Annotated in this window: 12 protein-coding genes; 6 read left to right on the top strand and 6 right to left on the bottom strand. The window is 54.3% G+C overall.

What is annotated here, in order from left to right:
• Nucleotides 1-12: 12 nt before the first annotated feature.
• From VEB01_RS06275 to VEB01_RS06265, 3 genes are all read right to left on the bottom strand, one after another.
• Nucleotides 13-2,868: a valine--tRNA ligase gene (locus VEB01_RS06275; protein ID WP_324873790.1), complete on the bottom strand. Its 2,856-nt coding sequence runs from the start codon at nt 2,866-2,868 to the stop codon at nt 13-15.
• 102 nt (nt 2,869-2,970) lie between these two features.
• Nucleotides 2,971-3,411: a DNA polymerase III subunit chi gene (locus tag VEB01_RS06270; protein ID WP_324873788.1), complete on the bottom strand. Its 441-nt coding sequence runs from the start codon at nt 3,409-3,411 to the stop codon at nt 2,971-2,973.
• Nucleotides 3,408-4,895 carry a leucyl aminopeptidase gene (locus VEB01_RS06265; protein ID WP_324873786.1) on the bottom strand — a complete coding sequence of 496 codons (1,488 nt, stop codon included), beginning with the start codon at nt 4,893-4,895 and terminating at the stop codon, nt 3,408-3,410. The genes VEB01_RS06270 and VEB01_RS06265 overlap by 4 nt, the downstream gene beginning before the upstream one ends.
• Nucleotides 4,896-4,981: 86 nt before the next feature.
• Between VEB01_RS06265 and lptF the strand changes: the two genes are divergently transcribed.
• A complete protein-coding gene (lptF, locus tag VEB01_RS06260; protein ID WP_324873784.1) occupies nt 4,982-6,124 on the top strand; it encodes an LPS export ABC transporter permease LptF in 1,143 nt (380 codons plus the stop codon).
• Nucleotides 6,121-7,191 carry an LPS export ABC transporter permease LptG gene (lptG, locus tag VEB01_RS06255; RefSeq protein ID WP_324873782.1) on the top strand — a complete coding sequence of 357 codons (1,071 nt, stop codon included), beginning with the start codon at nt 6,121-6,123 and terminating at the stop codon, nt 7,189-7,191. Before lptF ends, lptG begins: the two co-directional genes overlap by 4 nt.
• Nucleotides 7,192-7,222: 31 nt before the next feature.
• On the opposite strand, the gene VEB01_RS06250 is transcribed toward lptG, so the two are convergent.
• Nucleotides 7,223-7,732 (bottom strand): NUDIX hydrolase, encoded by a 510-nt coding sequence (locus tag VEB01_RS06250; protein ID WP_324873780.1) that lies wholly within the window; start codon nt 7,730-7,732, stop codon nt 7,223-7,225.
• Between the two features lie 91 nt (nt 7,733-7,823).
• On the opposite strand from VEB01_RS06250, the gene VEB01_RS06245 reads away from it, so the two are divergent.
• The 4 genes from VEB01_RS06245 (at nt 7,824) to VEB01_RS06230 (ending at nt 10,380) form a co-directional block, all read left to right on the top strand.
• Nucleotides 7,824-8,567, top strand: coding sequence for an ABC transporter ATP-binding protein (locus VEB01_RS06245; protein WP_324873778.1), 744 nt, complete (start codon nt 7,824-7,826; stop codon nt 8,565-8,567).
• Nucleotides 8,568-8,580: 13 nt separating this feature from the next.
• Nucleotides 8,581-9,372: an ABC transporter permease gene (locus VEB01_RS06240; protein ID WP_324873776.1), complete on the top strand. Its 792-nt coding sequence runs from the start codon at nt 8,581-8,583 to the stop codon at nt 9,370-9,372.
• 119 nt (nt 9,373-9,491) lie between these two features.
• The gene (locus tag VEB01_RS06235; RefSeq protein ID WP_324873774.1) at nt 9,492-9,986 is read left to right on the top strand and encodes a low molecular weight protein-tyrosine-phosphatase; all 495 of its coding nucleotides are present in this window, start codon (nt 9,492-9,494) and stop codon (nt 9,984-9,986) included.
• Nucleotides 9,987-10,212: 226 nt separating this feature from the next.
• On the top strand, nt 10,213-10,380 hold the full coding sequence (locus VEB01_RS06230; RefSeq protein WP_324873772.1) for a hypothetical protein: 168 nt from the start codon (nt 10,213-10,215) through the stop codon (nt 10,378-10,380).
• 370 nt (nt 10,381-10,750) lie between these two features.
• On the opposite strand, the gene malQ is transcribed toward VEB01_RS06230, so the two are convergent.
• Both malQ and VEB01_RS06220 read right to left on the bottom strand, forming a co-directional pair.
• Complete coding sequence (gene malQ / locus VEB01_RS06225; protein ID WP_324873770.1) at nt 10,751-12,259, bottom strand: 4-alpha-glucanotransferase; 1,509 nt, start codon at nt 12,257-12,259, stop codon at nt 10,751-10,753.
• 94 nt (nt 12,260-12,353) lie between these two features.
• Nucleotides 12,354-13,114 (bottom strand): IS5 family transposase gene (locus VEB01_RS06220; protein ID WP_324873874.1). Its coding sequence is split into 2 segments (ribosomal slippage): nt 12,354-12,790 and nt 12,790-13,114, totalling 762 coding nucleotides; the frame shifts between segments, so codons are not numbered across the junction.
• Nucleotides 13,115-13,117 lie beyond the last annotated feature (3 nt).

The raw sequence follows: 13,117 nt of genomic DNA, 5'->3' as shown, positions 1-13,117 counted from the left end.
AGTTGACTGGCCCTATAAAGCGCGGATTTTTTCCGCCTGCGCCTGCAACTCCGTTAGGCTAAGTCGAATCTCTTGATGGCGGGTTTGCTCCTTAGCTATAACCTGGGGCGGGGCTTTTTCAAGAAAGCCAGCGTCGTTCAGCTTGCCTTCGATTCGAGGCAGGTCTTTGGACAAGCGCTGGATTTCCTTTTCCAGCCGTGACAGCTCGGCGTCCTTGTCGATCAATCCTTTCATGGGAATGAGAACTTTCATTTCGCCGATCAGAGCCGTGGCCGACTCCGGAGCCGCCTCGGATTCCGAAAGCCACGTTACGGTTTCGACGCGGGCCAGTTTTACAATGAACTCTTGGTTACGGTTCAACCAAAGCCGGTCCTGTTCGGAGCCATTTTGAACCAAAAGCGGCAGCGGCTTGCCGGGCGCGATGTTCATTTCTCCGCGGATGCGCCGAACGCCCAAGATAATGTTCATGACCCATTCCATCTCGGCCGTCGATTCCGGGTCGATCCAGCTTTCATCGATCTCGGGATAGGTTTGCAACATGATGCTCACGCCCTTCTTGTCGGCTAAAGGCGCTACGCGCTGCCAGATTTCTTCGGTGATGAAAGGCATCAGCGGGTGGGCCAGGCGAAGAATTGTTTCCAATACGTGGACCAGCGTCTGGCGTGTTCCTAAAACATATTCGATAGAGATCAGTGTTTCCCTGCCATCAGAGGATTCCACGCCATACAACGTAGGTTTGGACAATTCCAAGTACCAGTCGCAATACTCGTTCCAAACAAACTCATAGATCGCTTGAGCGGCCAGGTCGAAACGATAGCTCTCGATCGCGCTGATCGTCTCTCGTATCGTCAGTTGTAAACGGCTCCGAATCCACCGGTCCGCCAGAGTGAACTTTACGTTCGCATTATCCAGTCCGCAGTCCTTGCCCTCGGTGTTCATCAGCACATAGCGCGCCGCGTTCCACAGCTTATTGCAGAAATTGCGGTAGCCCTCGACCCGGCCCATGTCGAACTTGATGTCGCGCCCGGTGGAGGCCAGGGAAGCGAAGGTGAAGCGCAGGGCGTCGCAGCCGTATGCGGCGATGCCCTGAGGGAACTCTTTGCGGGTGCGTGCTTCGATTTTCTGCGCCATTTGCGGCTGCATCAGGCCGCCGGTGCGCTTGGCAACCAGGTCTTCCAAGCCGATGCCATCGATGATGTCCAGGGGGTCCAGCACGTTGCCCTTGGATTTCGACATTTTCTGGCCTTCCGCATCGCGCACCAGCCCGTGCACGTAAACCGTCTTGAACGGGACTTGCGGGCTTCCGTCCGGGTGTTTCATGAAGTGCATGGTCATCATGACCATGCGTGCCACCCAGAAAAAGATGATGTCGAACCCGGTCACCAGTACGTCGGTGGGATGGAAGGTCTTCAATTCCGGCGTCTCGTCCGGCCAGCCCAGAGTCGAGAAAGTCCACAGGGCCGAGGAGAACCAAGTGTCCAGCACATCCTCGTCCTGGCGCAGTTCCAGGCCGGCGTCGAGGCTGTATTTGGAGCGTACTTCCGTCTCGTTGCGGCCCACGTAGACGTTGCCGTGATTGTCGTACCAGGACGGGATGCGGTGACCCCACCACAATTGGCGGGAGATGCACCAGTCCTGAATATCGCGCATCCATGAGAAATAAAGATTTTCGTACTGTTGGGGCACGAAGCGGATGCGGCCGTCTTCCACTGCTTCGATGGCGGGTTTGGCCAGTTCCTTGGCGCTGACGTACCACTGGTCGGTGAGCCAGGGCTCGACGACCACGCCGGAACGATCGCCGCGGGGTACTTTGAGAGTGTGCGGCTCGATTTTTTCTAATAGCCCCAGTGCTTCGAACTCGGCGACGATTTGTTTACGCGCCTCGAAACGGTCCAGTCCCGCATACTTTTCGGGCGCCTGTTCGCCGTGGGTTCCCGCGTAGCCTTCAAAGGTGAGCACGGTGAATTCGTGCAGGATCCGGGCATCCTTGTCCAACACGTTGATGAGCGGCAGGTTGTGGCGCTTGCCCACTTCGTAGTCGTTGAAATCGTGGGCCGGAGTGATTTTCACGCAGCCGGTGCCGAATTCGGGATCGACGTAATCATCGGCAACGATTGGGATTTCCCTGTTCGTAATGGGCAGCCTGACGGTCTTACCCACCAACTGCTTGTAACGCTCGTCCGCCGGGTGCACCGCCACGGCGGTATCGCCCAGCATGGTTTCCGGGCGGGTGGTGGCGACGACCAAATGGCCCGAGCCGTCCGCCAGCGGATAGCGAAAGTGCCACAGACTGCCTTTTTCCTCCTCACTCTGCACTTCCAGGTCGGAGATGGCAGTGTGCAGCTTGGGGTCCCAATTCACCAGGCGCTTGCCGCGGTAAATCAACCCGTCATCGTAGAGGCGCACGAAGGCTTCCTGCACGGCACGGGACAAACCTTCATCCATGGTGAAGCGTTCCCGGCTCCAGTCCACCGACGAACCCAGTCGGCGCAACTGTCGGGTAATGGTTCCACCGGATTCGGCCTTCCACTCCCAAACTTTTTCCAGGAAATTTTCGCGGCCTAGGTCATGGCGAGTGAGGTTCTGCGCTGCCAATTGCCGTTCCACCACCATTTGTGTGGCGATGCCGGCATGGTCGGTGCCCATCTGCCATAGGGTGTTATGGCCCAGCATGCGGTGGTAGCGGATCAGAGTATCCATGACGGTGTTGTTGAAGCCATGTCCCATATGCAAGCTGCCCGTCACGTTCGGCGGCGGAATCATGATGCAGTAAGGTGTTCTGCTTCCGCTGGGCGCGAAATATCCGTTTTCCTCCCAGAATTTGTACCATCGCGGTTCTATGGAATGAGGCTCGTAGGTTTTATCCATGACGTGTTCTGTTGTTCTATGAGAGATGGCCGATCACGCCGTTAGGGTCGGCGCAGGGCGATCGATCTTGAATTATATTGAAAACTCGGGGGCTCAAGGGCTTCAGTCGGGCTTATCCAAGTGGTGGGTCTGAATGGTATGTCCTTGATCCGTATAGAGCCGGTATCGGCGGCGGCCCGCCTGCTTTATCGTTTCATCCTGGTCGACGAGTTCGATCAGACGTTCAAACCGGTCGAGAGCGGGCGGTATATCGGCACTCAAGTTAATCAGTATGTCCTTGGCAGGCTGTGGCGCAGTTTGGCGCCCGATGACCACTGGCGCTTCGCCTTGGATTCCCGAGTCATCGAGCCGTTCGTGGGCTACGAAGCTGCCTTGCCGGAATGTCCACAGTAAATCGTCGAGCACCCGCTCTTCGTCTTCGGAAGATGCATAAAGGAAAACCGTAAGGTCTTGCTTAACGGCCTTTTCGGTGAGTCGGCATGCCATCAACCGCCGGTTATGAGCATCCCCGGTCGGCAATACATAAAAATCGATCCGGGTCATTTCGCTTGGTCGACCAGATATTGCACCAGAAGCGGCACCGGGCGTCCTGTCGCGCCTTTTTCACTGCCGCTTTTCCAAGCGGTTCCGGCAATGTCCACGTGAGCCCACGGAAACTCCTTGGCAAAGCGAGACAGGAAACATGCGGCAGTAATACTGCCGCCGTCGGGTCCACCGATATTGGCGACATCGGCGAAGTTGGACTTGAGCAGTTCCTGATATTCCTCCCAGAGCGGCATGCGCCACACCCGGTCCCAAGATGCCTCGCCGGCCTTGAGTACCGCCGCTGCCAGGTCTTCGTTGTTGCTCCAGAGTCCGCTGGGATGACGGCCCAAAGCGACGATGCAGGCGCCGGTCAGGGTGGCGACATCCACTACGGCGGCCGGTTCGTATTTCTTGGCGTAGGTGAGCGTGTCGCACAGCAGCAAGCGGCCTTCGGCGTCCGTATTCAAAATTTCGATGGAAAGACCGGACATGCTCTTGACGATGTCGCCGGGTTTATTGGCCCTGCCGTCCGGGAGATTCTCGGAAGCCGGAACCAATCCCACCACGTTGAGCGGCAACTCGAGTTCGGCGACCGCCGAGAGTGTGCCGATAACGCTCGCGCCTCCGCACATGTCGTATTTCATTTCATCCATATTGGCTGCCGGCTTCAGCGAAATGCCGCCGGCATCGAAAGTGAGGCCTTTGCCGATCAGAACGAACGGCTTGGCTTTCGATGAGGCGCCGGAATACTCCATGACAATGAGCTTGGCGGGCTGTTCGCTGCCTTTGGAGACGGATAGGAAAGCGCCCATGTTCAATTCTTCGAGATCGGATTCATCCAGTATTCGAACCTTGATTTTGCGGCTTTTGCCCATCTGTTCCGCTTGTTCGGCCAGATACGTCGGAGTGCAGAGATTGCCCGGCAAATTGGCCAAGTCCTTGGCGATGTTCATGCCGTTAGCGATGGCCTGGCCTTGTCTGATGCCGAGCTTGGCTTCGGCCAGTTGATCCTCACTGTCGAGCAGGAACTGCAGCTTGGATAGGCGTTGCGGTTTATCGTCCGCGTCGTTTTTCAACCGGGTGAATTTGTATAAGCTTCCTTCGAGGATTTCCACGGCTTGACGGACCTTCCAGCCCAAATCGCGCCCTTCGACCTCCGGTTCGTGGAGAAGGCTTACGGCGAGCTTTGCGCCTGAATCCTTCAGCAATTTCGCCGCGGTGGTTAGCGCCTTGCGGTAAGCGGCGGGACCCAACTCGCCCTTCTTGCCGAGACCGACGAGTAAAATGCGCTCGATATCGCCATCGGGAACATGGTTTATTAACAGGATGTCACCGACTTTTCCTTCGATGTCGTCGCGCTTGAGAAGTTTGGAGATCAAACCTCCTAAATGATCGTCTAAAGCGCTTCCGGCCGAGGTCAGTTTTCGTTTTTGGTGAAAGCCTAGAATTGCACAGTTGGCGGTAACCGTGTCGAGCGAGTCACATTTTGCCGAATAGTCCATGGTAAAATCTGCGGATTATTGCTTAAGGATGGATTGTGTAATTGATCGCAATCTTCAAGGGAGGCCTCGAATCGTTAAAGCTTATTATGAAACCCCATCCTTTTAAACCGCTTCAGTGGAGACATGCCCCGATCATCTCGGTACTCGACCGGATGGTGGCGGCGGAACTCGCCAAGACCTTGAGTGCTGTTCTCGGTGTCTTGGTCGTAATCATCGTCAGTCGTAAGTTTCTCAACATTCTCGCCAAAGCCATTGAAGGCGAATTGTCCGGCGAAACCATATTTCAACTGCTCGGGTTCAAAATCCTATCGGCAACCGCCCAATTGCTTCCCGCCGCTTTGTTCATGGCGACACTGACCGTGCTGGGACGTATGTACCGGGATCACGAGATGTCGGTGCTGGCGTCCAGCGGAGTGGGTTCCAGTCGCGTCTATCGGGCGATGAGCTGGCTGGTGCTGCCGGTGTGTGGTTTGGCCACCATTTTAGCTTTGCAGGTCATGCCGTGGTCCGAGCGGCAGGCTCAGGCGCTTATGAAGAAGGACGAGAAAAGCGCCGACATACGTGGTATCAAGCCGGGCCGATTTAATGAATTCAGCCAAGGCGATGTCATCTTGTACGCCGAGGAGTTGAACGAAGACAACTCCATGCACAAGATCTTCGTGCAAAGCCGGCAGCGGGACAAGACCGGCGTGGTTATCGCTGAGAACGGGCGACTCAAAAGAAACGAACTAAACGAGTATTTCGTCGTTTTGCAGAACGGCCGCCGTTATCAAGGGATACCCGGACAGGCTGATTTCATCATCAGCGAGTTTGAGGAATACGCCGTGCGCATAGATGGTCCGGAGGGTGAGACGGCGTCGCTTAAGCGCGAGGCCGCCGATAGCGTTATGCTGTGGTATTCGCACACGCCACGGGAACTGGCGGAGTTGCAGAAACGGTTGGCGGTACCGTTTGGGGTGCTGTTTTTGAGCTTTTTGGCCGTTCCGCTAGCGAAAATTGCGCCACGTAGCGGCGTCTACGGCAACGTATTTACAGCCTTTCTGATCTATGTGGTTTACGAGAATGCTCAAAAGATCACCCAGGGTCTTCTGATGACCGAGAAGATACCGCTCTGGCTGAGCTATTCCGGGGTTTATTTCTTTTTGCTGGTCATTGCCGGAGTCCTGTTCATTAGAAATCTCGGCTTTGGTTGGATCATCCAGGTCGCCAAGGATAAGTTCCGGTTATGAAAACCCTAAGCCGATATATTGCCGGAGAAGTGATCAAGGGATCGTTGATTGCTGTGTTGATCCTGCTGGTGCTCCTTAATTTTTTCACGTTTGCAGATGAGTTGGGGGATTTGGGCCAGGGGAATTATGGTCTGGCGAATATCCTTCAATATCTGATCTTGACTTCACCGCGTAACTTCTATGAGCTGATGCCTTCCGCTGCATTGGTTGGAAGCCTGGTTACCCTGGGAGCCTTGGCCAATAATCGGGAGTTGGTGGCCATGCAAGCCGCGGGAGTCTCTCGCCTGCGTATCATCGCTGCGGTGCTGGCGGGCGGAATGATGCTAGTGTTGATTTCCCTGGGGATCGGCGAATACATCGCTCCCGTAGCGGAGCGCGCGGCTCATACGCTCAAGGCTACCGCATTGAAAAAGCAGGTGGCATCACGAACCAAGTACGGGTTCTGGGTGCGAGACGGCAATGTGTTCATCAATATTCGTCAGATCGAACGGCCGGAAAATTTAGGCGATATCAATATCTTCAAGCTGGACGAGGCACAGAAACTCCATTCGGCCACGCATGCCGACAAAGCTGTTTACGATGGCAAGCAGTGGCGATTGGACAACATTCGCGAGAGCCAATTTCATGCCGATGGGATCGTCACCGAACAAAAAGCACATACCGATTGGTCCTCGGTGCTTGCGCCGAATCTGCTGAATGCATTCGTGATCAGTCCGGAAAACCTATCGGCTTACGAACTGTCGCGCTACATCGATTATCTGAAGGAAAACGGACAGCAATCTTCGTCCGTCGAACTGGCGTTTTGGGGAAGAATCGTGAATCCGGCGGTTACCTTGGTCATGTTGCTTGTTGCCGCGCCTTTTGTGCTGCCGGTTCGTCGAGAGGTCGGTATGGGGCAGCGCATCGTAGTGGGTGTCGTTATCGGATTGGGCTTTTATTTGTTTGACCGTACATTCGGCCACTTGGGCCTGATTTATGAGATGAACCCAATATTTGCGGCTTTCTTTCCAACACTGCTGGCGCTTACGGGCGCTTTGGTTGCAATTTTCCGTCTTCGCCTGACTTAAATTTGGAAATCTCCAAGTGGTGTATCTCCGGCTAGAGATTGGGCAAGAAGTCGCGGCCAATCCCATCGGCATCGACTAAGCCCACAGCGAAACCTGAGCGTGAACTCTCACGAGCGATTCGAATAACCCGTTCCAGACCCTCTACGAGTGGGTAGCGATTCAAATCGGTAAGCGCCACCCAAAGAGCGTCGGAGACATCGGTGGCGGGGTTGGGGTCGGGGCCATCAGGATCTTTCGGGACTGCGACGAAGTCGATGATGATGTAATGAAAGTTGCTGACAATCCGCTCGACGAGAGCAACGATAGGACCTGGCTCTATCTCGATTCCCGTTTCTTCAAGTACCTCGCGCCGGCAGCATTGAATGAGAGTCTCGCCGGGTTCCTGTCTGCCTCCGGGGATCGACCATAGTCCGAAGGCAGGTTCTTTGCCGCGGCGAATCAGAAGAACTCGCTCGGATGCATCGAAAACGATCGCTCCAACGCCAACAGCCGGTTCAGGCGGTCTACACGATATGGAAGTAGTGTTCGGCTCGGGTGTCATCGTTCTACTAAAAAGTGGCAAAGCCTATGTTCGAGGCTACGGTAATCCAACAAGCAGGCTTCGTGCGTCGTATTAGGCAGAGGATAAATTTATGCGGGTTCCCGCAATCGAAGTTCACGGTCTTTGCAAACGGTATGGTCCCGTGGTGGCCGTAGACGGAATTTCGTTCGATGTGCCGGAAGGCGCCACCTGTGCCTTGCTCGGCGGAAATGGGGCAGGGAAAACGACCACTCTGGGTATGCTATTGGGGCTGTTACTGCCTTCTTCGGGGAGTATCCGGATTCTGGGCGTGGATATGGTCAAAAACCGCTATGCCGCGCTGTCTCGCATGAATTTTACCTCTCCTTACGTGGACTTGCCGCATCGCCTTACGGTCAAGCAAAATCTCGACGTTTACGCCCGTCTCTACGGGATTCGGCACCGGGCTCGACGTTTGCGCTCTCTTGCGGAGACCTTCGACCTCGAAGCCCTGATGCATCGCTCTTACGGGTCCCTTTCGGCGGGACAACGCACCCGTGTCGCGTTAGCCAAAGCGCTCTTGAATGAGCCTGAAGTGTTGCTGATGGATGAGCCAACCGCTTCCTTGGATCCGGCTTCGGCAGACACGGTCCGAACGTTTCTGAAAGCCTATCAGCAAAGGTCCGGCTCAACGGTGCTGCTTGCCTCTCACAATATGCAGGAGGTGGAGCGGCTATGCGATAGCGTCTTGATTCTTAAGCAAGGCCGTATCGTGGATCAGGGTACGCCCGCCATGCTGGTGCAGAAGTATGGGAGAGACAGTCTGGAGCAGGTTTTTATCGATATCGCGCGCGACCGAGAACACCAATCAGCTTGAAACAGTGATGTCTATGAGCCTGCGTCGTATTTTCGCCCTGGTCATGCGTTACCTGTATTTGATGCGCAGCTCCTGGCCTCGGCTTATCGAGCTTATCTATTGGCCGACGATGCAGATGGTCTTGTGGGGTTTTATCAATCAATTCTTCATCGGCCACAGCGAATGGGTGGCGCAGGCTGCGGGATTGTTGATCGGCGCCGTGTTGCTATGGGATGTGTTGTTTCGCGCCCAATTGGGCGTTTCCGTAGTCTTCTTCGAAGAGATGTATTCCCGAAATCTCGGGCATTTGTTCGTTAGTCCGCTGCGTCCTCATGAATTGGTCATGGCCTTGCTGACGGTAAGTTTCCTGAGGACATCGATCGGTGTCGGAGCGGCCGCAGGCTTGGCGGTCGTTCTATATCGCTATTCGATCTTTGATATGGGACTCCCGCTCGTGGCTTTTTTTGCAAATTTGCTCGTCATGGGATGGGCCATCGGCCTGATGGTGGTCGCACTCGTATTACGTTACGGGCTGGGAGCCGAGAGTTTGGCCTGGGCGGTGATTTTTGCCGTCGCACCCCTCAGCGGCATCTATTATCCGATCTCGGTGCTTCCCGACTGGCTGCAAAAAGTTGCTCTGCTGTTACCCTCCAGCCATGTGTTTGAAGGCATGCGTGCGGTCGTGCGCGAGCATGTTTTTCCCCTCGATTTGTTTTGGATGGCCGTTATGCTGAATGCGATTTACCTTTTGATCGGCCTCATCCTTTATCTTTTCGCCTTTCATGTTGCCCGCAAACGCGGTTTATTGTTACAGATGGGTGAATGAGTTTCTTCGGTATGAGAATTCTTTACAACAAGTGAGAGATAAGGTTTGGCTGCCAAAGCGGACAACCAGGAATCATCCTGCACACCTGAAGCTCCAGCTATCCGGAGTAACTATGGATCATGAATAAAATTAACGTTTTGCTGTGTTGTACGGGCAACATATGCCGATCCCCCATGGCCGAGGGCGCCCTGAGGGAATTGGTGAAAAAGGCTGGTTACGTGGACGAGATATTCATAGACTCGGCCGGAACCCATGCCCACTATTTGGGGCATCCGCCCGATCCGCGTGCTCAGCGAGCCATGCTGGAACGGGGCATCGATATTAGCGGTCAACGCTCGAGAAGGGTTGCGCTCGCTGATTTTCAGCGATTCGACCATATTCTGGTGATGGACGGAGAAAATTACGACGCGCTGAGGTTTATTTGTCCGAGAAGTCAAGTCCACAAAATTCGGTATCTTCTCGACTTTGCGCCACAGTTCAAAACGCACCATGTTCCCGATCCTTTTCACGCCGAAGAAGTCCTTTTCATCCGGGTGCGGGACATGATCGAACAGGCTGCAGAGGGCTTAATGGAACATTTACAAGAATTTTTGAGAAACGAGAAAATGCTGTAAAGCCAACGCCTTAGAGCTCAACCCGCTTCACGCTAAAAAAAAGTCAAGGCTAAAATCTTGAACATCATTATTAACGCTCATAGAATAGTGTCCCGTTGCGTGGAAAGTCTCTGCTGATGAGAGGTTTTCACCAGCGGGCGTAACTTAGTTACGGTCCTAACTAGACGCTCTTGATGTCAGGGAGCGTTGTGTCACAAACCAAAGAGTTTTGTTGAGGTAAAAAAAGATGGAACAAGAAAAAGACAATTTTTGGCTCTACATCGGCGGTATCATCGTGGCAGCTATTGTCGGAGTTTTCCTCTTGAAGAGCAGGGAAATGGAGAGCGTGCCCGTCAAGGCTTTTGAGGAAACGAGATCTCAAGTTGAAAGACAGATACAGAACGCAAAACCGTAAGAAATCTTGCCGCTAAAGCAGGAGTTAATATCTGCAGGCAAGCGCTAAGACCGGAGGAAAAAATAACGGCTCCGGAGGAGCATCTGATCGCTAAGCTTTGTTGCGTAAAGAGGTTGAGAAAGTTAGTTGCCGTATGGCCGAACCCTCACCGAATTTATGCAACAAAGCTTCTTCTGGCTACGTTCAGCCTAGTCTAACTTCGTCGTCCCTCACCGCAAGATAGCCTCTCAAAGGCTATAAGCATTCGCGTTTCGAATATCACGACATGGCGATTATCGAAGCGTTTTTTGGAGTAACGCACCGCAACCAGAAGTTATCTGCAAGCGCGGAGCAGGTTTGCGCCGCCGGATGTTAAGGTGCTCAGGCGGATCTAGATGTGCCGTCCATAAGAGCGAACCATCTCGGCCAGGCTTGCGGCCTTGTGCTCTGTGAGTTGCTCCCAGGAAAAACGCCATTGCCAATTGCCGGCGATTGTTCCGGGCGTATTCATGCGGTGTCCATGGCCCAGTTCCAGGACATCCTGCATCGGTATTACCGCTAATCTCGCCACAGAAGCCAATGCGCACCGGACGAGGCTTTGTGGCATTCGCACTTCTTTGTCATCGTCATCGCAATGATTGCGAAGATATTCACAAACACGATACCGCTGCGCCTCTGGTAAGCTTTCGTACCAGGATAGCGTGGTGTCGTTGTCGTGAGTGCCCGTATAGACCACATTGTTCTCGGTGTGGTTATCGGGCAAATAAGGATTATCATCGCCTCCGTCAAAGGCGAATTGCAGTATTAGCATGCCGGGAATATTAAACTGGGTACGCAGTGCTTCGACTTCGGGTGTGATAATGCCAAGATTTTCCGCAACCAGTGGCAGGCCGGAGCCGTTGAGCGTGGCAAATACCTTATCCAATAGAGCATTGCCGGGAGCCTTGACCCAGCGGCCGTGAATAGCCGTGTCGGATTCGGCGGGTATTTCCCAGTACGCTTCGAAACCGCGGAAGTGGTCGATGCGCACCCAGTCGTAAAGTGCCAATTGACTCCGGAATCGTTCCAGCCACCAGAGGAACCCAGTGGATTCCATGTGTTCCCAGTTATAGTGGGGATTTCCCCAGCGTTGGCCTGTGGCCGAAAAATAGTCGGGCGGCACCCCGGCTACGACGCGGGCATAACCTCTGTCCGTCAAGTCGAAAAACTCTCGGCAAGCCCATACGTCCGCACTGTCGCCGGCAACGAATATTGGCATGTCGCCGAATAGCACGACTCCCCGCTGCTTGGCATAGCGCCGTAATTCAATCCATTGTTCGAAAAAGACGAACTGCTCGAATTTAATTCGGGCGATGCTATCCGCCAGACGTAATTGAGCTGCTTTTAGGGCGGCGGGCTCGCGGTCCCGAATTGCTACGGGCCATTCCTGCCATGCTTTGTTGCCGAGGTCCTCTCTTAGCGCTATGAAGAGTGCGTAATCCGATAACCACCAATCATGTATTTTGACGAATTGGTCATGAGCGTCGCGGTATTCGCCTTGCGGGCATCTTTTGAAAGATTCGAAGGCCTGCTTTAAGCAGCGAACTCGATAATCAAAGGCTGACGTTTCCCCGATAGGAGCCAGTGACGCCGGCAGCCAGCCACGATCGGACAGCCATTTAAGGTCTATCATCAGCGGATTACCGGCATGGGCCGACAAGCACTGGTAGGGTGAACCATCGGCATGCGTGGGGTTAATCGGAAGCGTCTGCCAAACGCTTACGCCGCAGCCTGCCAGAAAATCAATGAATCTATAGGCGTCTTGACCTAAATCCCCGTTCCCGAGATTGCTGGGCAAAGAAGTGATATGCAGGAGAATGCCGGCGCGACGCCGGTCCAGAATGCTGTGCGCGTGTGTCAATTACCCACCTTGAAGGTATGAGTTAGGTCTTCCCGAGGCATACTTTCTTTTTAAATGGCTTTTAACGGGATGCCTGGAGCTTTAGGGCGTGTCCTCAATTGAGCCAGATAACGGCTGCAGTGAGAAAAATGGCGGCCAGAAAGTTGCAATCGGTTTTGTCATAGCGGGTAGCGATGGCGCGGAATTGCTTGAGTTTGCAGAAAAAATTCTCGATCAGGTGGCGTGCCTTATAGAGGTGTCGATCATGCTCGCGTGGGACTTTGCGGTTCCGCTTCGGTGGAATCACGACGGTTTTACCCGCCTGTTGCAAAGGTTCAATCACCCGTTGATCGGCATCATAGCCCTTGTCCGCGATGACGATCTCGGCTTCCAGAGTGGGCAAGAGTTCGTCCGCTCCCGCTAGGTCGCAGGCCTGCCCCGGCGTCAGAACAAACCCGGTCGGATTGCCTAACGCGTCTACCGTCGCATGGATTTTCGTGCTCCATCCACCTTTACTCCGACCGATGGCTTGGACGTCGCCGCTTTTTTTGAGGCCCCGGCGCCGTGTTGATGAGCCCGGACGATGGTACTGTCGATCATGGCGTATTCGTTGTCGGCATCCTCCACTAAGTACTTGAATACTCGCTCCCAAACGCCCGCTTTGGCCCAACGACTGAAGCGCGTATGGACGGCTTTCCAAGCGCCAAACCGTTCCGGCAAATCCCGCCAGGGAATCCCGGCCCGATAACGATACAACACCGCTTCGACAAACAACCGGTTGTCCCGAGCGGTTACCCCCACATGCCCTTCGCGTCCGGGAAGGAGGTCTTGAATCCGTTCCCACTGATCGTCCCGTAAGCCATACCGTCGTACCATTCA

The sequence above is a fragment of the Methylocaldum sp. genome (assembly GCF_035627495.1).
Lineage (GTDB): Bacteria > Pseudomonadota > Gammaproteobacteria > Methylococcales > Methylococcaceae > Methylocaldum.
The sequence above is the reverse complement of the archived record's forward strand: the minus strand, read 5'-3'. Positions and strand labels throughout refer to the sequence as shown.